A 20928-nucleotide genomic window follows, 5' to 3' on the forward strand; every position below is an offset into this window, starting at 1 on the left:
TCGTGCACGCCGCAGACGCCGGGGGCTAGTCTGGCCGCATGTTGTACGAGCACCTCGGGGCTCGCCCCCGCATCCACGACACCGCCGTCGTCGCTCCCACCGCCGTCATCTCCGGCGACGTGGAGCTCGGACCCGGCTGCCAGGTGCTGCACGGCGCCGTCATCACCGCGGAGGGCGGCCCCATCACCCTCGGGGCGCACGTCATCGTCATGGAGAACGCGCTGATCAGGGCGACCGCGGCCAACGCCGTCCACATCGGGGCGCACACCCTCGTCGGCACGCTGGCGAGCATCGCGGGGGCCACCGTGGGCGAGGAGGTGTTCTTCGCGTCCGGGGCCCGGGTCTTCAACGGAGCCCTCGTCGGGGACCGCTGCGAGGTGCGGGTCGACGCCATCGTGCATCGCCGTGCCGTGCTGCCGTCGGGGACGGTGGTGCCGATCGGCTGGGTCGCGGTGGGGGATCCGGTGCAGCTGCTCTCGCCCGACAGGGACGCGGAGATCGCGGCGGCACAGCCCGAGCTCGACTTCCCCGGACACGTCTTCGGCGTCGACCGGGACACTCCCGACCTCATGGTCCAGCTCACGGAGCGCTACGGCAGCTCCCTCGCGCGGCACGCCGACGACCGCCAGGTCTGACCGCACACCCTTCGAATCGTCCGATTGGTCGCATTCCGGCCGGATTCACGACCAATCAGGCGATTCGAACCGGGTCAGATGACGCCCTGGGCGAGCATCGCCGCAGCGACGCGCTCGAAGCCGGCGATGTTGGCGCCGGCCACGTAGTCGCCGGGGACTCCGTGACGCTCGGCGGCCTCGAAGGCGGCACGGTGGATGTCGCCCATGATCTCGCGGAGCTTGTTCTCGCTGTCGCCGAAGCTCCAGCGCTGCCGCGAGGCGTTCTGGCTCATCTCCAGCGCCGAGGTCGCGACACCGCCCGCGTTCGCTGCCTTGCCCGGGGCGAACAGCACGCCCGCCTTCTGGAAGGCCTCGACGGCCTCGGGGACGCACGGCATGTTGGCGCCCTCGGACACGGCACGCACGCCGTTCGCGATGAGGGCTTCCGCGTCGGCGAGGCTGACCTCGTTCTGCGTGGCGGAGGGCACCGCGATGTCCACGGGCACCTCCCACACGCTGCCGCTCTCCACGAAGCGGGCGCTGGGGCGGCGGTTCGCGTACTCGACGATGCGGGCGCGCTCGACCTCCTTGAGCTGACGCAGCAGGTCGAGATCGATACCCGCGTCGTCGACGACGTAGCCGGAGGAGTCGGACGCCGTGACCGCGGTCGCGCCGAGCTGGGCGGCCTTCTGGATCGCGTAGATCGCCACGTTGCCGGAGCCCGAGATGCCGACGCGCTTGCCGTCGAGGGAGTCGCCGTGCACGCCGAGCATCTCCTGCGCGAAGAACACCGCGCCGTAGCCCGTGGCCTCCGTCCGCACCTCGGCGCCGCCCCAGCCGGTGCCCTTGCCCGTGAACATGCCGGACTCGTGGCGGTTGGTGACCTTGCGGTACTGGCCGAAGAGGTAGCCGATCTCGCGGCCGCCGACGCCGATGTCACCCGCGGGGACGTCGGTGTGCTCGCCGAGGTGCCGGTAGAGCTCGTTCATGAACGACTGGCAGAACCGCATGACCTCGGCGTCGGACTTCCCGTGCGGGTCGAAGTCGGAGCCGCCCTTGCCGCCGCCGATGCCCTGACCGGTGAGCGCGTTCTTGAAGATCTGCTCGAAGCCGAGGAACTTGATGATCGAGAGGTTGACCGACGGGTGGAACCGCAGGCCGCCCTTGTACGGGCCGAGCACAGAGGAGAACTGGATGCGGTACCCGCGGTTGACCTGCAGCTTTCCGGCATCGTCGACCCACGGTACGCGGAACATGATCTGCCGCTCCGGCTCGACCAGGCGCTCCAGGATCCCGCCGTCCACGTATTCCGGGTGGCGCTCCAGCACCGGGGCGATGGAGTGCAGCACCTCGTGGACGGCCTGGTGGAACTCCGGCTCGTGCGGGCTGCGTGCCAGCACCGTGTCGAAGACGGGCTGCACGGAGTCGGCGAGCGGGTGGAAGTCGGTGGGGGTGGTGACGGTCACGCGGGAGGGCTTTCTGATGGGGGATGGGGTGCGGGCGATCGTGTCGCGCGCGAAAGCAGAGCCGGGTGAGGCGGAGGTTTCACTCTAGCGTCGGCGACGAGGGCCTCCGCGCACGCGGCGGGAGGGCTCGGGTCACCCGGTGTTCTGCAGGCCGGCGGCGACCCCGCTGACGGACAGGAGGAGCAGGCGCTGCTGTTCGGCGTCGGCCCCCGATCCCTCCGGCTGCTCCGGCGCCGACCGGAGAGCGCGGAGCGCCCGCAGCTGCAGGAGCGAGAGGGCGTCGACGTACGGGCTGCGCAGCTGCACGGCCCGCTGCAGCACGGGCTTGTTCTCCAGCAGGCCCTCGCCACCGGTGAGGCGGATGACCCAGCGGCGGGTGAGCGCGAGCTCGTCGAGCACCAGGGCGGCGAGGTCGTCGCGGTCGCCGAGGGCGAGGTACTGCCGGGCGATGCGCTCGTCGGTCTTGGCGAGGCTCATCGCGACGTTGTCGACCATCGTGCGCAGCAGCGGCCACTCGCGGTAGGCCTCCGCCAGCAGCTCCTCGTCGCCGACGGCCTCGAGCGCGGTGCCGAGCCCGAACCAGCCCGCGAGGTTGATGCGGGCCTGCGTCCACGCGAACACCCAGGGGATGGCCCGGAGGTCCTCCAGCGACTCGACCGAGAGGCCGCGGCGGGCGGGTCGCGAGCCGAGCGCGAGCAGGCCGATCTCCTCCATCGGGGTCACGGTGGCGAACCACGGGGCGAAGCCCTCGGCCTTGACGAGCGCGAAGAACCGCTCGCGCGAGGCGGCGTCCATGGTCGCGGCGACATCGGCGTAGCGGGCTGCTGCGCTGCTGGTGCGTTCCTCGACCGTGGGGGACGAGGCGAGCAGCGTCGCCGCGGCGACCTGGTCGATGTGCCGCATCGCGATCGCGGGCTCGCCGTAGCGGGCGAAGATGACCTCGCCCTGCTCGGTGAGCTTGAACCGGCCGTCGACCGAGTGCGGGGGCTGCGCGAGGATCGCCGAGTTCGCGGGACCGCCGCCGCGGCCGAGCGCACCGCCGCGGCCGTGGAAGAGGGTCAGTTCGATGCCGGACTCCTGCGCCCAGCGGGCGATCTTCTCCTGCGCCGTGTACAGCGCCAGGTTCGCGGCGACGGGCCCGACGTCCTTGGAGGAGTCGGAGTAGCCGAGCATGACCTCCAGCCGGTTCCCTGTTGCGGCCATCCGCTCGCGGAACTCGGGGAAGGTGACGGCCTCGGCGAGGATCTCCGGGGCGGCCTGGAGGTCGGCGAAGGTCTCGAACAGGGGCACGACGTCGAGCACCGGGGCGTCGTCGCCGAGCGCGTGGCGGGCGAGGCGGTGCACGTTCGCGAGGTCGGAGGCCGCCTGTGTGAAGGAGACGACGTAGCGGCCCGCGGCGCGAAGCCCCCGGTCGCGCTGGATGTCCGCGATCGCGCGGAACACCTCCAGCACCTCCTCCGTCTGCGTGCTGATCGCCCCGCCGGCCTCCAACTCGGCCAGAGCCTTCGCGTGCACCTGGGAGTGCTGGCGCACCTCGAGCTCCGTGAGGTGGAAGCCGTAGGTCTCGACCTGCCAGATCAGGTGCTGCACGCCCCCGAAGGCGTGGCGGCGGGCTCCGGCGGCGACGAGGGAGGACTGCACGGCGCTCAGCTCCGCGAGCAGCTCTTCCGGACCGGTGTAGCCCTCGTCGTCTCCGCGGCGGGTGGCCGCCACGCGGCGGGCCATGACGAGGACGACGCGGCGGTGCGGCTCGTCGGGCGAGCGGGCTGCGAGTTCGTCGGCGACCGCCGGCTCTGCGGCCGCGAAACGCTCCCAGAGCGCGATGACGTCGGTGCTGGGCGGGGTGTCGTCGGCGGCGAGCGTGAGGGTGCGGCCGATCCGGTCGAGTGCCCGCTCGAGCCCGCGGAGCACGTGGTCGGAGGCGATCTGCGAAGCCTCACGGGTCACGGCGGCCGTGACGAACGGGTTGCCGTCGCGGTCGCCGCCGACCCAGGAGCCGATACGCACGAACGCGGGGACGACCGGAGCGCTGGCGCCGGACTCCTCGCCGCGGAGGGCGTCGTCGATGCGGCGGTAGACGTGCGGGACCGTGGTGAACAGCGTCTCGTCGAAGACGCCCATGACGGTGCGCACCTCGTCGGTCGGGGAGGGCTTCTGTGCCCGCAGCGGCGCCGTCCGCCAGAGGGTGTCGATCTCCTCGAGCATCCGGCGGCGGGCCCGGTGCTCCTCGGAGCCGCCGGCGCTCGCCGCGTCGTGCTGGGTGAGCAGCTCGGAGAGGCGGCGGATGCTCGACGAGACGGCGCGTCGACGGGCCTCGGTCGGGTGCGCCGTGAAGACCGGGTGGAAGCGCAGGCCGTCCAGACGCCGGCGGGCCTCGTCGTCGCCGACCTCCTCGCGCAGCCGCGCATACGCCCCCGCGACCGTGTCCGTCGCCTGGGTCCCTGAGCCTGTCGAAGGGCCCGAGCCCCCCTGGGTCCCTGAGCCTGTCGAAGGGCCTGAGCCTGTCGAAGGGCTCGGCTGTCCCGCCCGCTCCCGGAGCACGCGCACGCGCTGGTGCTCCTCGGCGAGGTTCACGAGGTGGAAGTAGCAGGTGAACGCCCTGGCGACCTCGTCGGCGCGGGCGATCGTGAAGGAGTCGGCGATCGCCGCGGCGCGGTCGAACGCGTCGGAGCTGTGGTCCTCGTAGGCCTGGATCGTCGCGAGGCGCAGGCGCTCGACGTCCTCGAAGAGGTCGTCGCCGCCGGCTTCGCGGAGCACCTGGCCGAGGAGCTGGCCCAGCATCCGCACGTCGGAGCGCATGGCATCGGGGATGCCGCGACCGGCTTCGAAACGACCGATCACGCGGATGGCCTCGGTGGGCGTCGGCTCGGAGAAAGCGGGGGAATCGGGGGTCACCCTCCGAGAGTAGCCGGGTGGATCGGGGTGTCCCGCACGCATGACGACCGTGTGACATCCCGGCCTACGATGGACGGGATGCGCATCACAGCGAACCCCCTCCGCGGGCAGCAGTTCCCCGCCGTCCTCCTGCTCGTGGCCGCCGGCCTCGGCCTCCTCTTCGCGAACCTGCCCACGCACGACGCGATCGCCGGACTGCTGGACACGCATCTCGCGGTCCCAGGGACGGCGCTGGACCTCTCGATCGCGCACTGGGTGTCGGACGGCCTGCTCGCGATCTTCTTCCTCGTCGTGGCGATCGAGCTGCGGCACGAGCTCACCCACGGCGAGCTCGACTCCCCGCGGAAGGCTGTGCAGCCGGCCATCGCGGCGACCGGCGGCGTGCTCGTGCCGATCCTCGTGTACCTGCTGATCGCGGGCGGGCCGGAGACGGCGTCGGGCTGGCCGATCCCGACCGCCACCGACATCGCCTTCGCACTCGGCGTGCTGGCGATGTTCGGTCGCGGACTGCCCTCCCGGGTGCGGGTGTTCCTGCTGGCCCTTGCGATCCTCGACGACATCATCGGCATCATCTTCATCGCGGTGCTCTTCGCGCACGACGTGCAGTGGCTCCTCTTCGGTCTCGCGATCGTCGGGGTGGCCGTGTTCTGGTTGCTGAGCCGCCTGCTGCATGCGACCGGCCACACACTCGTCGCGGTCGCGATGGCCGTCGTCGGCGTCGTCACGTGGGGCCTCGTCGCCTCGTCCGGCATCCACGCGACCATCGCCGGCGTGATGCTCGGCCTCGTCATGGCGCCGGTACCCGCCGGACGCACCCGGCATGCGCTGGAGCCGACCGTGAACGGGGCGATCCTGCCGCTGTTCGCGTTCGTGGCGGCGTTCGTCGTGATCCCGGCGGTCTCGCCGACGGCCTTGTCCCCGGCGTTCTGGGCGATCGTCGTGGCGCTGCCGGTCGGGAAGATCATCGGCATCTCCCTGTTCGGCTGGCTCGCCATGCGCATCCGGCCGAAGGGCGCCGACCCGGCGCTGCCCTTCGCGGACATCGTCGCCGCTGGCGCCCTGGGCGGTATCGGGTTCACCGTCTCGCTCCTGCTCGCGAACCTCGCGTTCGAGGGCGATGCGGTCATCCGGGACCAGGCGATCCTCGGCGTCCTCGTGGGCTCGCTGCTCGCGCTGATCCTGTCCGGCATCGTCGTCACCCTGCGCGCCCGGTGGTACCGTCGCGCTGCGCCCATCCCCGCGTGAGCCGGAGTCCGGAGGAAGCATGACCAGCGAGCAGCGAGGCCCCGACGGCATCGACGATCCGCTGCGTGCGGCCGCGGAGACCATGCGCACGGTGCGGGAGCGGTGCGTGTGGTCGCAGCGCATCACACATCGCGATCTCGTGCCGTACCTCATCGAGGAGTCCCACGAGGTGATCGACGCGGTCGAGGACGGGTCTCGCGCCGACCTCCGCGAGGAACTCGGCGATCTGCTGTGGCAGGTGCTCTTCCACGCCGCCATCGCGGCGCAGGATCCGGACGACCCCTTCGACATCGACGATGTGGCCCGCACGCTCACCGAGAAGATGGTGCGGCGGCACCCGCACGTGTTCGGCGACGAGGTCGCGGAGACGCCGGAGGAGGTGCTCGTGCACTGGAACGCGGCGAAGGCGGCGGAGAAGCGCACCCGCCGCAGCGTGCTCGACGGGATCCCGCGCGCGATGCCGGCCCTCGCCCGCGCCCAGAAGATGTCGGGCCGTGCCGCCGGTGCCGGCGTGGCGCCCACGCATCCGTCCGCCATGCGCCCGTCTTCGGAGGAGGAACTCGGCGATGCCCTCCTCGCCCTCGTGGACACCGCCAGGGCCGAGGGCTGGGACGCGGAGCGCGCGCTCCGGGAACGGCTGACGCGCCTGGAGGACGAGGTCCGCGCCGCCGAGGCCGGCTGACGCGACGCGGACACCGCCGCCGACCTGGGAAGATGGACGGGTGGCTACCGTGAACGCGCCGCGCGGCATGCGCGACTTCCTCCCCGCCGACAAGGCCCGCCGTGAGCGGGTGCTCTCCGTCATCCGCGACCGCTATCGCGCGCACGGATTCGATGAGATCGAGACCCCCGTGGTCGAGGAGTACGACCGGCTGCATGCCGGCATCGGCGGCGACAACGAGAAGCTGTCGTTCAACATCCTGCGCCGCGGCCTGGATGCGGAGGCCATCCGCGCCGCTGCCGATGACCCCGCCGAGCTCTCCGATCTCGGCCTGCGCTACGACCTGACGGTGCCGCTCGCCCGCTTCTACGCGAGCAACCGCGGGCAGCTCCCCGGTGTCTTCCGGTCCATCCAGATCGGGCCCGTGTGGCGGGCCGAGCGCCCGCAGAAGGGGCGCTACCGCCAGTTCGTCCAGTGCGACATCGACATCATCGGCGACGCGTCGGCGCGCGCGGAGGCCGAGCTGCTGGCGGCCTCGCTCGACACCGTCGACGCGCTGGGTCTGGAGGGCGCGAGCGTGCGGATCAACGACCGCCGCGTCCTGGAGTGGATGCTCGAGCACTTCGGCTTCACCGAGGACGAGCGCCCGCAGGTGCTGATCACGATCGACAAGCTCGACAAGATCGGACCGGAGGGCGTGGCCGCCGAGCTCCGCGAGCGGGGGGCGACGGCCACGGCGGTCGACGCGTTCCAGGCCTTCCTCGGTCGCCCGCAGACGCTCGAGTACCACCCGTTCGGCGACAGCCAGATCCGCAAGGCGCTCCCGGACGGCGCGCCGGACGAGCTCGTCGCCCACCTCGTCGGCATCGGCGAGGCGGTCGCGGCGGGGCGCGGGCAGGACGACATCCCTCTCGTGTTCGACCCCTTCCTCGTGCGGGGCATGGGCTATTACACGGGGACCATCTTCGAGCTCGCGCACCCCTCCGTGACGTACTCGCTCGGCGGCGGTGGACGGTACGACGGCATGATCGGCCGGTTCCTGCAGCAGGAGGTCCCCGCGGTGGGCTTCTCCCTCGGCTTCGAGCGCCTGGTCGACCTCGTCTCGACGGATCCGGCGACCGCCGCGCAGGCCATCGTGCTCGTCCACGACGCCGCCGTCCCCGTGGCGGAGCTCGTGGCGCACAAGACGGCTCTCGTCGCCAAGGGCGCGCGGGTGCGACTCGAGCAGCGGACGAAGAACCTCAAGGCGCTGCTGGAACGGTCGGCGGCGGACGGGTACACGCACTTCGCGAGCGTGCGACCGGGAGACGACGAGCTCGAGATCAAGACGCTGGCCTGAGTCGCCCCCGTCGGAAGACGCGTTCACCGGGCGTTCACGGCGGTCGGCTCGAATCGGGCCGTGCGCCGCCTGCCTCTCTTCACCGTCATCGCGCTCGCCGCGGCCCTGCTCGTGGGCGCCCGCACGGTCCTCGACCGGCAGGCCGCCGTCGCGCGCCGGCGCATCGGGAAGCCGCTGGGGGAGCAGTCGCTCGACGCCGACCGTGTCTGGCGCCCAGGTCTCGAGGGCGAGCCGCTCGACCTCCTGCTGCTGGGCGACTCCCTCGCCGCCGGGCTGGGAGCGGCACGGCGGAAGGAGACCCTCGGGGCGCGGCTCGCGAAGGCGACGGCACGCCGACTCGGGCGTCCGGTGCGGCTGCGCACCGCCGCGGTCGTGGGCGCGGAGTCGCGGGATCTCGCCGGGCAGATCTCCCGCCTCCCCACGGACTATCGCCCCGACGTCGCCGTGATCGTGGTCGGCGGAAACGACGTCACCCACCGCCTCCCGCCCGCGGAGTCGGCACGGCATCTGCGCGAGGCCATCGTCCGCCTGCACGCGCTCGGCGCCCGCGTCGTCGTCGGCACCTGCCCCGACCTCGGCGCCCTGCGTGCCGTGCCCCAGCCGCTGCGCCGCATCGCCTCCGGTCTGTCCCGGCGGCTGGCCGAGGTGCAGGCGGAGGCGGCAGGCCGAGAGGGCGCGGAGACGGTCGACCTGCGGCGCGCCGTGGGGCCGATGTTCTTCGACGAGCCCGAGGAGATGTTCAGCCTCGACCGCTTCCATCCGAGCGCCCTCGGCTACCGCCGCACCGCGGAGGCGCTGCTGCCCGCGGTCGAGCGCTCCGCCGTGGCCGCTTTCAGCTCTCGGCGCCCTCCGGTGCCGCAGTGAAGGAGGCAGCCCACGCGGCCACCCGTCGGGCGCTCTCCTCGTCGGACAGATCCTCCACGCGCGTCATGATCGACCACCGCACGCCGAACGGGTCGCGGATGCTCGCGTAGCGGTCGCCGGAGACGAACAGGGACGGCGCCTCGCGGACGGTCGCCCCCGCCTCGACGGCGCGCGCGACGACGGCGTCCACATCCGGGACGTAGAGGCCCATCGAATAGCAGTCGTCGTCGCCGGAGGGGGCGGGCACGAGGTGGTACTCGGGACTGGGTTCGCCGAGCTGCAGCCGGCCGAGTCCGAAGTCGAGGTCGGCGTGCGCGACGGTGCCGCCGAACTCCGTGACGTCGACCACGCGGGCGCCGAAGACGTCCCGGTAGAACTCGACGGCGCGGGCGGCGTCGGGGATCGCGAGGAAGGGGGTCAGCGAGGTCGCGCTGTGGGGGCGGCCGTCGGTCGTGTGCGCGCCGGTCACGCCGGCCGGAGGTGTCTGATCCGTCATGTCGCCACGGTAGGACGGGGAGGGCGACAGCCGCTTGAAGATCCGCGACACGTCCTCGACGACACGTCGGTGGCGCGCTCTACGCTGGGGGCCATGGTGGACCGGACGCGCGGAGTGCTCTACCCCGCGCGGCTGCCCGCGTTCCATCGGCTGCCCCCGCCCGAAGACGCCGCCGCGCTCGTCGCCTGGTTCTGGATCCCGGAGTGGAGCCTTCCGGAGGGCGAGGTGTCCCGGCAGGAGATCGTCGCGTATCCGGCCGTCAACCTCGTCGTCGCCCCCGAGGGCGTGTCGATCTCGGGCGCCACGACACGGGCGTCGACCAGGGAGCTGCGGGGGTCGGGGTGGGCTGTCGGCGCTCTCCTGCGCCCGGCGGCCGTCGTGGCCCTCACCGACGACCCGCCGGGTCTGATCGACGCGGAGCGGTCCTTCGACGCCCCCGATCTGCACGAGGGGGTGACGGCGGCGATGCGGTCACAGCCCGGGCGACGGGAGCGCGCCGTCGCGGTCTTCTCCGCGTGGCTGTCTCAGCGCGTCGGCCCGGTCGGCGCGGTGGGGCGGCAGGCCAACGCGATGCTCGACGTGCTGCTGGGGGAGGGGGCGGCGCTGACTCCGGAGGAGGCGGCGACCCGACTCGCGGTCTCGGTGCGCACGCTGCAGCGGCTCACGCACCGCACCGTCGGGCTCTCGCCGGGCGCGATCATCCGCCGCCGCCGGTTGCAGGAGGCGGCACAGCGTCTCCGCGAGGAGCCGGAGACGGATCTCACGTCGCTCGCCGCCGCGCTGGGGTACGCCGACCACGCCCATCTCACGCGCGACTTCGCGGCCGTCCTCGGTCTGCCACCCCGCGACTATCGCGCGGGTGTCTCCGGCTGAGACCGATCAGGGCCGCCCGCGCTGCGGCCACCGCATCCGCAGGGCCCGTCCGGCGATGCCGAGCAGCACGACGCCTGTGCCGAGGAGCGAGGCGAGGACGGGAAGCGTGCTCACCAGCACGAGACAGCCGAGCGCTCCTCCCACCTGCAGCATCCGCGGGTAGCGTCGGGCGGCCCCCTGCTGGCGGAACGCGGCGGCGTTCGCGATGAGGTAGTACAGCAGCACGCCGAAGGACGAGAACCCGATCACCTCCCGGAGGTCTCCCACGAGCACCAGCCCGATCACGATGACGGCGAGGGTGATCTCGGCACGGCGCGGCACCTGGTGCCGGTCGTCGATACGGGCGAGGACCCGAGGGAGATCGCCTTCCCGCGCCATGGCGAGCGTCGTGCGGCCGATGCCGGTGAGCAGGGCGAGCAGCGCGCCGAGGGAGGCGGCCGCCGCAGCGATCCGCACCACGGGGGCGAACGCCGACCAGCCGGCCGCGGTGAGGATGTCGGCCAGGGGTGCGGCCGCTCCCCGCGCGTCGCCGCCGAGGACGAGGAGCACCACGAGGCCCACGAGCGCGTAGACGACGACGGCGCCGCCGAGAGCGAGCACGATCGCGCGCGGGATCGTCCGCGCGGGGTCCACCACCTCCTCGCCCATCGTGGCGATCCGGGCGTAGCCCGCGAAGGCGAAGAAGAGCAGCCCGGCGCCCTGCAGCACCCCGTAGACGGTCGCGTCAGGCAGCGGTGCGGGCGAGGCGGTCGGGGCGGCGCCGAAGCCGACCGCCACCACGACCGCGAGCCCGAGGAGGGAGCACGCCACGAGGATGCGGGTCGCCAGCGCCGTCCGGGTCACGCCCAGGCAGTTCACGACCGCGAGGGCGGCGACGGCGATCACGGCGACGGGGGTCTGCCATCCCGCCGGCGCGGCGTAGGCGGCGAAGGTCATGGCCATGGCGGCGCAGCTCGCGATCTTGCCGATCACGAAGCTCCATCCGGCGACGAAGCCCCACCACGGTCCGATCTCCGCCCGCGCATAGGCGTACGTGCCGCCGGCGACCGGGTGCACAGCGGCGAGCTGCGCAGAGGCGGTGGCGTTCGCGTAGGCGACCGCGGCGGCGATCGCGAGGGCGACGAGCGTCGCGTTTCCGGCGACGTCGACGGCCGGACCCCAGACCGCGAACACGCCGGCGCCGATCATCGATCCGAGGCCGATCGCTACGGCGTCTGGCAGCGTCAGGCGGCGGGCGAGGGGCATCCGGTCATCGTCCCACGCCGGGGTGAACGGCGGGTGACGGGTCATCCCCGCGCTGCGGTGACGCGCTTCTTCTCGCGGATGTAGACCTCGCGGCGCACCTTCGCCACGACGTCCCCGTGGCGATCGGTGATGACGGTCTCGAACCACTCGAGCACTTTGGCCCCGCCGTGGGCACGCTGTCGCAACTCCTCGGCCTTCTCCCGCGTCACCTCGAACTCCGCGGTCAGCACCCCACGCCCCGGCTTGAGGAACTCGATCTCGCCGCGCGTGTCCCATACGACGTAGTCCCGCCCGAGCTGGTGCATGACGAGCATGAAGAAGTAGGGGTCGGTCATCGCCGACATCGACCCGCCGAACGCGGTATTCACATAGTTGCGGGTGAGGAGGTTCACGTGCAGCTCCACGGTCGCGCGCGTCCAGTCGTCGCTGAACCGGCGGACACGGATGCCGCTGCACAGGTTGGGGATCCAGAGGCTCATGCCGAGGGCGAGGCGGCGGGGCGTGATGCGCATGAGGTCAGTGTGGAGGATGCGCGCGGCTGCGACGAAGACGACTGGAGGGTTGGCACAGTTATTCTAGTTCACATAGAATAACTAGAGAAGGGAGGCGCCATGCTCATCCGCGTCGATGTCGACAGTCCGCACGCGCTCTACGACCAGGTGGCCGCTTCGGTGCGCGCGGACATCCTCTCCGGCGCCCTCGCGCCCGGCGATCGTCTGCCGGCCGCCCGCGACGTGGCGGCCGCGCTCGACATCAACCAGCACACCGTCCTGCACGCCTACCAGCGCCTGCGCGACGAGGGCCTGGTCGACCTCCGGCGGGGCAGGGGCGCCGTGATCGCCGCCTCCGCCGCGCCCCTCGCGGAGCTCTCGCACGAGATCGACGGGCTGATCCGACGGGCCGCCGCCCTGGGGGTCTCCGCCGACACTCTCGCCGGAATCGTCCGCACGCACCGCGCAGAAGCCGAACCGCCCACTCCCGCCGCGACTCCCCAGGAGGCCCCCGATGACGACGCCTGACCCCACTCGCACCCCTCCGGCCACCCTGCGCCTCGCGCGACGGGCCTTCGTCCTCGTGGCGTCGGTCCTCCCCGTGCTCATCGTCGCGATCTCCGCTCTCGTGCTGATGACCTGGCTCCCGTCATTCCCCGCCGACGTCGCGATCCACTGGGGCGTCGACGGGGCGGACGGGTTCGGCCCGGCAACCACCTACCTCTGGGTGCTCCTCGGGGTCGGTCTCGGCATCCCGGTGCTCCTGACCATCACGACGCTCGTCGCCGTCGGGGCGCACTGGGGCGCCACCGCCCGGCTGCTCGGGGCGACCGCAGCCGGCATGTCGGCGTTCGCGGCCGTGATCTGCCTGGGTTCCCTCGCGATCCAGCGCGACATGCCGCCCGCCGGTGACGTCCCTGGCATCGCGGGGGTGATGGGGCTGGCCTTCGCGGCCCTGCTCGGCGTGGGCGCGATGGCGTGGTTCGTGCAGCCGCGCGTCCGTGCGATCCCCGGCGCCGCCCTCACGCCGCGACACGACGTGCGGGTCGGCGAGGGGGAGCGCGTCGTGTGGGTGGGGACGACGACCATGCCCACCGGTGCTCTCGTCTTCCTGCTGCTCGTGCTGCTCGGGCTCGTGGCGCTCGCCGTGATCATGGTCGTCACCCGAACCCCGATGGCCTGGGTCTCGGCCCTGGTGGCGCTCGTCGTCGGATTCGCGCTGGCGGCGACCACGTCGTTCCGGGTGCGTGTCACGCCGGACGGCATCGACGCCCGAGCCGTGATCGGGTGGCCTCGCAGGACCATCCCGGTGGCGGAGATCGTCTCGGTCCGGGCCGTGCGCATCTCGCCCTTCGGGGAGTTCGGCGGCTGGGGCTGGCGTCTCGCCCCGGACGGCCGCAGCGGGATCGTGATGCGGCAGGGGCCGGCGATCGAGGTGCATCGCCGCGACCACGGTCCCTTCGTCATCACGATCGACGGCGCGGAGGAGGCGGCAGCGCTCCTGCAGACGTACGTGGACCGGTCTGCGGGGCCTGCAGTCTCCGGGGAGACGGAGAGGACGGAGCGATGACCACCACGACACCGACGCGTGTCCCGTGGCGCGCCGTCCTCATCTTCACCCTCACGGCCTGCGGGCTCGCCGCTCTCGTCTGCCTGCCCCTCTGGCTCGGCGACGGCCTCGCCGAGCCCTTCGCGGGGGCGATCCTTCCCGTGATGATGTTCACCCCGGCGGCCGCGGTGCTCGTCGTCATGCTCACCACGGGCGTGCCGGAGAAGGGCGTCCGCGCGCGCTTCCTCGGGATGTGGCCCCTGCGGCCCGCGAAGCGCGTCGTCGGCCTGCTGGTCGCGGCCTGGCTCGTGCCGCCGGTGCTCGTCGCCCTCGGCATCCTCCTCGCGGCCGTGCTCGGGTGGGTGCGACTCGACCTCACCTTCTCGGCGTTCGCGGACCAGCTCGCCGAGGCCCTCCCTGCGGGCGCACCCGTGCCGCCGGTCGGCGTGGTCGTGTTCGCGCAGCTCGCGGCGATCCCCGTCGGCGCCCTCGTGAACAGCGTGCTCGCCTTCGGGGAGGAGCTCGGGTGGCGCGGCTGGCTGCTCCCGGCGCTTCGTCCGCTCGGCACCTGGCCGGCGCTCCTGCTCACCGGAGCGATCTGGGGGCTGTGGCACAGCCCTGTCATCCTGCTCGGCTACAACTTCGGCCGGACGGACGTCACCGGCGTGCTGTTCATGATCGGCGGCTGCGTGGCGTGGGGCGTGCTGTTCGGCTGGCTCCGGCTGCGCTCCGGCTCGCTGTGGCCGGCGGTCGTCGCGCATGGATCCCTCAACGCCGCCGCGGGCATGATCATGATCGTCGCCGCCGTGCAGCCCGACCTCGCCCTGGCCGGGCCGCTCGGCGCGGCGGGCTGGATCGTCGCCGCCGTCGTGGCCCTCGTCCTGGCGCTCACCGGGCAGTTCCGCCGTCAGCCGGAGCTCGCCGCGCCGCGGACCCCTCCGGCCCCGCCGACGCTTGACGGCCGACCGGCGCCGGGGGTTGGCTGAGCACATGGAATCCACTCCCGCCGCCTGGGCCCGCGCCGACACCTTCCTCGCCGACACGCTCGTGGGCACGGACCCGGCCCTGGAGGCGACGCTCGAGGCGCAGCGGGCCGCGGGGCTCCCCGAGATCGAGGTCGCCCCGGTCGCGGGGAAGCTGCTGAACCTCCTCGTAAGGATGAGCGGTGCGCGCCGCGTGCTGGAGATCGGCACCCTCGGCGGCTACTCGACGATCTGGATGGCGCGAGCGGTGGGACCGGACGGACGAGTGGTGACGATCGAGGCGGAGGCCGACAACGCCGCCGTCGCCCGCGCGAGCATCGATGCCGCCGGGGTGGGGGATCGGGTCGACATCCGGATCGGGCGCGGAGCCGACGTGCTCCCGACCCTCACCGGCGCCTTCGACCTGGTCTTCATCGACGCCGACAAGGAGTCGAACACCGTCTACCTGGACTGGGCCGCGAAGCTCGGTCACCCCGGCACCGTGGTCGTGCTCGACAACATCGGCCGCGACGGCGAGATCGTCCGCGACGACTCGACGGACTCCAAGGTCAACGGCACCCGTGCGGGCCTGCGGATGCTGGGGGAGGACCCGCGCTTCGACGCCACGGCGCTGCAGACGGTCGGGATCAAGGGGTGGGACGGCATCGCGCTCGCCCTCGTCGTGTGACTCCGGCGCATCGCGCCGCTTCATCTCCGGGAGCCGTCCGATGCCGGGGATAGACTGGGCGCGGATCGACGACGCTCCACACACCCTTCCATCCTGAACAAGGAGCACATCAGTGGCACTGATCGAGGCTGTAGGCGCACGCGAGATTCTCGACTCGCGCGGAAACCCGACCGTCGAGGTGGAGGTGCTCCTCGACGACGGCATCGTGCAGCGCGCGGCCGTCCCCTCCGGCGCCTCGACCGGCGCCTTCGAGGCGTACGAGCTGCGCGACGGCGACAAGAGCCGCTACTCGGGCAAGGGCGTGCTCAAGGCCGTCGAGGCCGTCATCGACGAGCTCGGCCCGGCCATCGAGGGCGTGGAGGCGAGCGAGCAGCGCATCGTCGACGAGATCCTCATCGAGGTCGACGGCACGGACAACAAGAAGCGCGTCGGCGCCAACGCCATCCTCGGCGTGAGCCTCGCCGTGGCCAAGGCGGCCGCCGACTCCGCCGACCTGCCGCTGTTCCGCTACCTCGGCGGTCCCAACGCGCACGTGCTGCCCGTGCCGCTGTTCAACGTCATCAACGGCGGCGAGCACGCCGACAACGGCATCGACATGCAGGAGTTCTTCCTCGCGCCCATCGGCGCGGAGACCTACTCCGAGTCGCTGCGCTGGGGCGTGGAGACCTACCACGTGCTGCGTGCCGAGCTGAAGGCCGCGGGCTACGCGACCGGTCTCGGCGACGAGGGCGGCTTCGCCCCCGACCTGCCCAGCAACCGCGAGGGCCTCGACTTCCTCGTCAAGGCGATCGAGAAGGCGGGCTTCACCCCCGGCACCGACATCGCGCTCGGCCTCGACGTCGCTGCCACCGAGTTCTTCACCGACGGCGTCTACCGTCTCGACAACAAGGACTGGGACGCCGAGGCGCTCACCGAGTACTACGTCGGTCTCGTCAACGACTTCCCGATCGTCACGATCGAGGACGCCCTCGCGGAGGACGACTGGGACAACTGGAAGCACCTCACCGACGCCCTGGGCTCGAAGGTGCAGCTCGTCGGCGACGACCTGTTCGTCACGAACCCGCAGCGTCTGGCCGACGGCATCACGCGCGGCGTCGCCAACTCGCTCCTGGTGAAGGTCAACCAGATCGGCACGCTCACCGAGACGTTCGACGCGGTGAGCCTCGCGCAGCGCTCGGGCTACACCGCCATGCTCTCGCACCGTTCGGGTGAGACCGAGGACACGACGATCGCGGACCTCGTGGTCGCGACGAACGCCGGCCAGATCAAGGCGGGCGCCCCGGCGCGCAGCGAGCGCGTCGCGAAGTACAACCAGCTGCTGCGCATCGAGGAGGAGCTGGGCGACGCGGCGGTCTTCGCCGGCCGCTCGGCCTTCCCGCGCTACCGGGCCTGAGCGCCCGAGACAGCGACGCCGCTTCCGCGGCACGACCGCGCCGCCCGGAAGGCGGCAGAGACGAAGGAGGAGCCGTGGCACGACGACCGGCTCCTCCTTCGCCGTCTCCCGGGGCGGCCCCTGCCCGCCCCGCATCGTCCAGGTCGCGACGGCCCCGCGAGGCCGCCACGACCGCGCCACGCGTGGACGTGCGCGAGTGGGCATCCGGCATCCGGCTGTCCGCGTTCTCGGTGATCATGCTGTCCCTCGTCGTGCTGGGCGCCTGGGTGCTCGTCCCCACGCTCGGGACCTTCATCGACCAGCGGCAGAAGATCGCCGCGCTGGAGCAGTCCGTGCAGGTGAGCGAAGGCGAGATCGCGGCGCTGACCGCGGAGCGCGAGCGGTGGGACGACCCCGCGTACATCACGACGCAGGCCCGTGAGCGGCTCTACTACGTCAAGCCGGGCGAGGTCGTGTACCTCATCGACAACGACCTCGATCCTTCCGCCCTCCCGCGGGAGCAGGAGCCGGTGAGCGACACGCTCGAGGAGAAGCCGGCCGACTGGATGCCGCAGCTGCTGCGCACCCTCGTCTCCGCGGGACTGAGCGACACCGCCGCCACCGCCGGCTGAGGGTCCGGCTCCGAGCATCCTCCCGGACGGCTCCCCTACGCTGGTGGGGTGACCACTCCGCCGTTCCCCGCGCCCACTTCCGCCGAGCTCGCCGTCGTGTCGACCCAGCTCGGACGGCCCGCCCGCGGAGTCGTCGGCATCGCGGCCCGTTGCCGATGCGGCAACCCCACGGTGGTGGCCACCACTCCGCGCCTGCCGGACGGCGCGCCGTTCCCCACCTTCTACTACCTGACGCACCCGGCCGCGACGGCGGCGATGTCCACGCTCGAGGCGAACCAGGTCATGCCCGAGCTGGCGGGGCTGCTCGCCGAGGATGAGACCGTGGCCGCGGCCTATCAGGCGGCGCACGAGGCCTATCTCGCGGACCGGGCGCAGTTCGGCGAGGTGCCCGAGATCGACGGGATCTCTGCCGGAGGCATGCCCACGCGGGTGAAGTGCCTGCACGCGCTCGCCGGGCACGCCCTGGCGGCGGGTGCCGGTGTGAATCCGATCGGCGACGCCGCGCTCGCCCGCAGCTCCTGGTCTCCCGAGGTGTGCCGCTGCGAGGAGCCCGGCGCCGCCCTCCGCGACGATCCGGCACGCTCGGCATGACGCGGCGGCGGGTGCTGCGCGGCGCCGTCGCCCTCGTGGCGGTGGCGGCATCCGTCCTGCTCCTCGGGTCGACCGCCACGCCGACCCCCACGCCGCCGCCGGTCGCCGACGACCCCGCCGACCCGATCCGCGCGGCGGAGTACTGGCTGGACGGCGCCGGCATCAGGGAGGCCTGGCAGACCACGCGCGGCGAGGGCGTGACCATCGCCGTCATCGACACGGGCATCGGCAAGGTGCCGCAGGTCTTCGGCGAGGCGGTCGTCGGCGGCACCGACGTGTCCGGAGCCGGCACCCCCGACGGCCGCACGCCGCTCGGTGCGGTGGACGGCAACCACGGATCCTGGGTCGCGTCGCTCGCGGCCGGGCGAGGCAAGCCCGACGGCACCGGGATGATCGGCGTCGCCCCGGAGGCGGACCTGCTCTCGGTCTCGGTCGGCTTCGGCGCCGCGGCGGCCGTGCCGTTCACCGAGCAGGTGGCCAAGGGCATCCGATGGGCGGTCGATCACGGCGCCGACATCATCAACCTGTCGTTCACGACGAACACCCTCGACTGGGACGAGAGCTGGGACGACGCGTTCCTCTACGCCTTCGAGCACGATGTCGTGGTCGTCGTCGCGGCCGGCAACCGGGGGAGCGGCACGAACATCATCGGCGCTCCCGCCACGATCCCCGGCGTGCTCACGGTCGGCGGTGTCGACCAGACCGGAACGGCCAGCATCGAGGCCTCGACCCAGGGCATCACCATCGGCATCTCGGCGCCGAGCGAGGGCCTGCTCGGCGTGTCCGCGGACGGCGAGGTCGTCTCCTGGAGCGGGACCAGCGGCGCGGCCCCCATCGTGGCCGGTGTCGCCGCACTCATCCGCTCGGCGCATCCCGACATCTCGGCCAACGACGTCATCAACCGCATCATCAAGACGGCGATGCCGGTGGCCGATGCGCAGAAGCCACGCGACCCGCTGTACGGTTTCGGGCTCGTGGACGCGGACGCGGCGATCTCGGCGAACATCCCGACCGTCAGCGAGAACCCGATGGGCGACCTGGCCGAATGGGTGCGGCTGTTCCGCCGCGCGGACAGCGCGCCGACCCCCGAGCCCACCCTCGCCCCCGTGGACATCCCGCCGCTGCCGGATGCGGATGCACCGACCGAGCCCGGTTCACCGCTGCTTCCCAGCGCCGATTCCCTGCGCTACGGTACCCTGCCGCTCATCGCCCTCACGGTCCCTGGTATCCTGGTAGCGCTTGGCGTCACCGCAGCTGCCCGGCGCATCCGATCGGCGCGCGTTCCCGTACGCCACAATCCCGACTCCGAGGAGTAGTTCTTCTGTGCCTCAGAACAGCACTGTGCCCAAGATCCTGATCGTCGGCGGAGGGTACGCGGGTTTCTACACCGCGTGGAAGCTCGAGAAGCACCTGCGCAAGGGTGAGGCCGACGTGACCATGGTCGACCCGCTGCCGTACATGACGTACCAGCCGTTCCTCCCCGAGGTCGCCGCCGGATCGATCGAGGCCCGGCATTCGGTCGTCGCGCACCGCCGTCACCTGAAGCGCACGCACGTGCTCACCGCCAAGGTCACGAACATCAACCACGCGCAGAAGGTGGCCACCATCACGCCGCCCGTCGGCGAGCCGTACGAGTTCGCGTACGACCAGATCGTCGTCACCGCGGGCGCCGTCTCGCGCACGTTCCCGATCCCGGGCATCGCCGACAACGCCATCGGGCTCAAGACGATCGAAGAGGCCGTCGCGATCCGCGACAAGGTCATGTCGAACTTCGACAAGGCCGCCTCCCTCCCGGCCGGCCCCGAGCGCGACCGCCTGCTGACCGTCGTCGTCGTCGGCGGTGGCTTCGCGGGTATCGAGGTCTTCGCGGAGCTTCGCTCGCTCGCCTCCTCGCTGGTGAGCAAGTACCCGCAGCTGAGCTTCGAGGACACGCACTTCCACCTCATCGAAGCCATGGGGCGCATCATGCCCGAGGTCTCGCTGAAGACGAGCGAGTGGGTTCTCAAGGACCTCGCCAAGCGCGGCGCGAACGTCCACCTCGACACACAGGTCACCGGTGCCATCGACGGCAACGTCGAGCTCTCGACCGGCGAGGTCATCCCGACGGATGTCATCGTCTGGACCGCCGGTGTCATGGCCAACCCGACCGTCGTGCGCGGCGGCGATCTGCCGGTGGAGGAGCGCGGTCGCATCCAGACCCGTGCCGACCTCCGCGTCGGTACGGCCGAGGCGTTCGTCGAGGGCGCCTGGGCCGCCGGTGATGTCTCGGCCGTCCCCGACCTCTCGGGTGGCGGCGTGGGCGGCTTCTGCGTCCCGAACGCCCAGCACGCCGTGCGTCAGGCGAAGCTCCTGGCCAAGAACGTCGTCGCCGTGCTCCGTGGCGAGAGCCCCAAGGAGTACTTCCACAAGAACCTCGGCGCTGTCGCGGGCCTCGGTCTGTACAACGGCGTCTTCCAGTCCGGCAAGATCGCGCTCAAGGGCTTCATCGCCTGGCTCGCGCACCGCGGCTACCACGGCCTCGCGATGCCGACGTGGGAGCGCAAGTGGCGCGTGCTCTGGGGCTGGTGGAACAACCTGTGGCTGGGCCGTGACCTCGTGAACCTGCAGACGGTGCAGAACCCTCGCTACGTCTTCGAGGAGTTCGCCGCCCGCCCGCGTCCCGCCGCACCCGCGGACACTGCTCCGGCGTCTGGTGCCCCGGCGGCGAAGGCTCCGGCCGCCGAGAAGCCGGCCGCTGCCCCCGCGGCCGAGACGCCTGCAGAGATCAAGAAGCCGGCCGCGAAGCGGCCCGCAGCCAAGAAGGCTCCGGCCTCTTCGTCGAAGGACTCCGCGGAGACCGCCGCGGCGAAGTGACCACCCGGTTCTGAGGAGAAGGCCCTGAGCGCGTGAGCGCCGGGGCCTTCTTCCGTTCGCGGGGCGGCGAGAGTTGGCGACGTAACATCTCA

General features: G+C 72.2%; 20 protein-coding genes. 15 read left to right on the forward strand and 5 right to left on the reverse strand.

Going from position 1 to position 20928, the window contains the following annotated elements; all coding sequences use genetic code 11:
- The first annotated feature begins 38 nt into the window (after window positions 1-38).
- The gene (locus AC3B5L_RS05435; RefSeq protein ID WP_490096270.1) at window positions 39-635 is read left to right on the forward strand and encodes a gamma carbonic anhydrase family protein; all 597 of its coding nucleotides are present in this window, start codon (window positions 39-41) and stop codon (window positions 633-635) included.
- 74 nt (window positions 636-709) lie between these two features.
- On the opposite strand, the gene gdhA is transcribed toward AC3B5L_RS05435, so the two are convergent.
- A complete protein-coding gene (gdhA, locus tag AC3B5L_RS05440) occupies window positions 710-2080 on the reverse strand; it encodes an NADP-specific glutamate dehydrogenase (protein ID WP_071328131.1) in 1371 nt (456 codons plus the stop codon).
- Window positions 2081-2212: 132 nt separating this feature from the next.
- Window positions 2213-4879 (reverse strand): phosphoenolpyruvate carboxylase, encoded by a 2667-nt coding sequence (locus AC3B5L_RS05445; RefSeq protein WP_419181741.1) that lies wholly within the window; start codon window positions 4877-4879, stop codon window positions 2213-2215.
- A gap of 174 nt (window positions 4880-5053) precedes the next feature.
- On the opposite strand from AC3B5L_RS05445, the gene nhaA reads away from it, so the two are divergent.
- The 4 genes from nhaA (at window position 5054) to AC3B5L_RS05465 (ending at window position 9084) form a co-directional block, all read left to right on the forward strand.
- Window positions 5054-6220, forward strand: coding sequence for a Na+/H+ antiporter NhaA (gene nhaA, locus AC3B5L_RS05450; protein WP_268777800.1), 1167 nt, complete (start codon window positions 5054-5056; stop codon window positions 6218-6220).
- Window positions 6221-6239: 19 nt separating this feature from the next.
- A complete protein-coding gene (locus AC3B5L_RS05455) occupies window positions 6240-6902 on the forward strand; it encodes a nucleoside triphosphate pyrophosphohydrolase (RefSeq protein ID WP_268777799.1) in 663 nt (220 codons plus the stop codon).
- A gap of 67 nt (window positions 6903-6969) precedes the next feature.
- The gene (gene hisS, locus AC3B5L_RS05460) at window positions 6970-8220 is read left to right on the forward strand and encodes a histidine--tRNA ligase (protein WP_259952193.1); all 1251 of its coding nucleotides are present in this window, start codon (window positions 6970-6972) and stop codon (window positions 8218-8220) included.
- A gap of 60 nt (window positions 8221-8280) precedes the next feature.
- Window positions 8281-9084 carry an SGNH/GDSL hydrolase family protein gene (locus AC3B5L_RS05465; protein WP_490096271.1) on the forward strand — a complete coding sequence of 268 codons (804 nt, stop codon included), beginning with the start codon at window positions 8281-8283 and terminating at the stop codon, window positions 9082-9084.
- Here AC3B5L_RS05465 and AC3B5L_RS05470 read toward each other — a convergent pair.
- Window positions 9053-9580 (reverse strand): VOC family protein, encoded by a 528-nt coding sequence (locus AC3B5L_RS05470; protein WP_259952128.1) that lies wholly within the window; start codon window positions 9578-9580, stop codon window positions 9053-9055. The genes AC3B5L_RS05465 and AC3B5L_RS05470 overlap by 32 nt on opposite strands.
- Window positions 9581-9673: 93 nt before the next feature.
- Here AC3B5L_RS05470 and AC3B5L_RS05475 point away from each other — a divergent pair, with 93 nt between their 5' ends.
- A complete protein-coding gene (locus AC3B5L_RS05475) occupies window positions 9674-10453 on the forward strand; it encodes an AraC family transcriptional regulator (protein ID WP_268777797.1) in 780 nt (259 codons plus the stop codon).
- Between the two features lie 6 nt (window positions 10454-10459).
- On the opposite strand, the gene AC3B5L_RS05480 is transcribed toward AC3B5L_RS05475, so the two are convergent.
- Both AC3B5L_RS05480 and AC3B5L_RS05485 read right to left on the reverse strand, forming a co-directional pair.
- Window positions 10460-11743, reverse strand: coding sequence for an APC family permease (locus AC3B5L_RS05480; RefSeq protein WP_490096272.1), 1284 nt, complete (start codon window positions 11741-11743; stop codon window positions 10460-10462).
- The gene (locus tag AC3B5L_RS05485) at window positions 11740-12210 is read right to left on the reverse strand and encodes a PaaI family thioesterase (RefSeq protein ID WP_259952131.1); all 471 of its coding nucleotides are present in this window, start codon (window positions 12208-12210) and stop codon (window positions 11740-11742) included. Before AC3B5L_RS05485 ends, AC3B5L_RS05480 begins: the two co-directional genes overlap by 4 nt.
- A gap of 99 nt (window positions 12211-12309) precedes the next feature.
- Between AC3B5L_RS05485 and AC3B5L_RS05490 the strand changes: the two genes are divergently transcribed.
- The 9 genes from AC3B5L_RS05490 to AC3B5L_RS05530 all read left to right on the forward strand — a co-directional run bounded on the left by AC3B5L_RS05490 (window position 12310) and on the right by AC3B5L_RS05530 (window position 20836).
- Entirely contained in the window at window positions 12310-12717 is a 408-nt protein-coding gene (locus AC3B5L_RS05490; protein WP_187663574.1) for a GntR family transcriptional regulator, read from the forward strand.
- Window positions 12704-13759, forward strand: coding sequence for a DUF1648 domain-containing protein (locus AC3B5L_RS05495; protein WP_268777796.1), 1056 nt, complete (start codon window positions 12704-12706; stop codon window positions 13757-13759). Before AC3B5L_RS05490 ends, AC3B5L_RS05495 begins: the two co-directional genes overlap by 14 nt.
- Window positions 13756-14724 (forward strand): CPBP family intramembrane glutamic endopeptidase, encoded by a 969-nt coding sequence (locus AC3B5L_RS05500; protein WP_313366435.1) that lies wholly within the window; start codon window positions 13756-13758, stop codon window positions 14722-14724. Before AC3B5L_RS05495 ends, AC3B5L_RS05500 begins: the two co-directional genes overlap by 4 nt.
- 4 nt (window positions 14725-14728) lie before the next feature.
- Complete coding sequence (locus AC3B5L_RS05505) at window positions 14729-15388, forward strand: O-methyltransferase (protein ID WP_187663577.1); 660 nt, start codon at window positions 14729-14731, stop codon at window positions 15386-15388.
- 112 nt (window positions 15389-15500) lie between these two features.
- Complete coding sequence (eno, locus tag AC3B5L_RS05510) at window positions 15501-16781, forward strand: phosphopyruvate hydratase (RefSeq protein ID WP_187663578.1); 1281 nt, start codon at window positions 15501-15503, stop codon at window positions 16779-16781.
- Between the two features lie 182 nt (window positions 16782-16963).
- Entirely contained in the window at window positions 16964-17392 is a 429-nt protein-coding gene (locus tag AC3B5L_RS05515; protein WP_313366437.1) for an FtsB family cell division protein, read from the forward strand.
- Window positions 17393-17440: 48 nt separating this feature from the next.
- Window positions 17441-17983 carry a DUF501 domain-containing protein gene (locus AC3B5L_RS05520; protein ID WP_259952143.1) on the forward strand — a complete coding sequence of 181 codons (543 nt, stop codon included), beginning with the start codon at window positions 17441-17443 and terminating at the stop codon, window positions 17981-17983.
- Window positions 17980-19299, forward strand: coding sequence for a S8 family serine peptidase (locus AC3B5L_RS05525; RefSeq protein WP_187663581.1), 1320 nt, complete (start codon window positions 17980-17982; stop codon window positions 19297-19299). The genes AC3B5L_RS05520 and AC3B5L_RS05525 overlap by 4 nt, the downstream gene beginning before the upstream one ends.
- A gap of 25 nt (window positions 19300-19324) precedes the next feature.
- Window positions 19325-20836, forward strand: coding sequence for an NAD(P)/FAD-dependent oxidoreductase (locus AC3B5L_RS05530; protein ID WP_313366438.1), 1512 nt, complete (start codon window positions 19325-19327; stop codon window positions 20834-20836).
- The last annotated feature ends 92 nt before the right edge of the window (window positions 20837-20928 follow it).

This window comes from Microbacterium sp. C-MGS6, from assembly GCF_058140415.1.

Excerpts from the sequence above, each read along its gene's own strand:
- AC3B5L_RS05435 (WP_490096270.1), top strand. The coding sequence starts at position 39 with ATGTTGTACGAGCACCTCGGGGCTCGCCCCCGCATCCACGACACCGCC.
- AC3B5L_RS05445 (WP_419181741.1), bottom strand. The coding sequence starts at position 4,879 with ATGCGCTCCGACGTGCGGATGCTGGGCCAGCTCCTCGGCCAGGTGCTC.
- AC3B5L_RS05455 (WP_268777799.1), top strand. The coding sequence starts at position 6,240 with ATGACCAGCGAGCAGCGAGGCCCCGACGGCATCGACGATCCGCTGCGT.
- AC3B5L_RS05505 (WP_187663577.1), top strand. The coding sequence starts at position 14,729 with ATGGAATCCACTCCCGCCGCCTGGGCCCGCGCCGACACCTTCCTCGCC.
- nhaA (WP_268777800.1), top strand. The coding sequence starts at position 5,054 with ATGCGCATCACAGCGAACCCCCTCCGCGGGCAGCAGTTCCCCGCCGTC.
- AC3B5L_RS05480 (WP_490096272.1), bottom strand. The coding sequence starts at position 11,743 with ATGACCCGTCACCCGCCGTTCACCCCGGCGTGGGACGATGACCGGATG.
- AC3B5L_RS05495 (WP_268777796.1), top strand. The coding sequence starts at position 12,704 with ATGACGACGCCTGACCCCACTCGCACCCCTCCGGCCACCCTGCGCCTC.
- AC3B5L_RS05470 (WP_259952128.1), bottom strand. The coding sequence starts at position 9,580 with ATGACGGATCAGACACCTCCGGCCGGCGTGACCGGCGCGCACACGACC.
- hisS (WP_259952193.1), top strand. The coding sequence starts at position 6,970 with ATGCGCGACTTCCTCCCCGCCGACAAGGCCCGCCGTGAGCGGGTGCTC.
- AC3B5L_RS05525 (WP_187663581.1), top strand. The coding sequence starts at position 17,980 with ATGACGCGGCGGCGGGTGCTGCGCGGCGCCGTCGCCCTCGTGGCGGTG.
- AC3B5L_RS05475 (WP_268777797.1), top strand. The coding sequence starts at position 9,674 with ATGGTGGACCGGACGCGCGGAGTGCTCTACCCCGCGCGGCTGCCCGCG.
- AC3B5L_RS05490 (WP_187663574.1), top strand. The coding sequence starts at position 12,310 with ATGCTCATCCGCGTCGATGTCGACAGTCCGCACGCGCTCTACGACCAG.
- AC3B5L_RS05500 (WP_313366435.1), top strand. The coding sequence starts at position 13,756 with ATGACCACCACGACACCGACGCGTGTCCCGTGGCGCGCCGTCCTCATC.
- AC3B5L_RS05485 (WP_259952131.1), bottom strand. The coding sequence starts at position 12,210 with ATGCGCATCACGCCCCGCCGCCTCGCCCTCGGCATGAGCCTCTGGATC.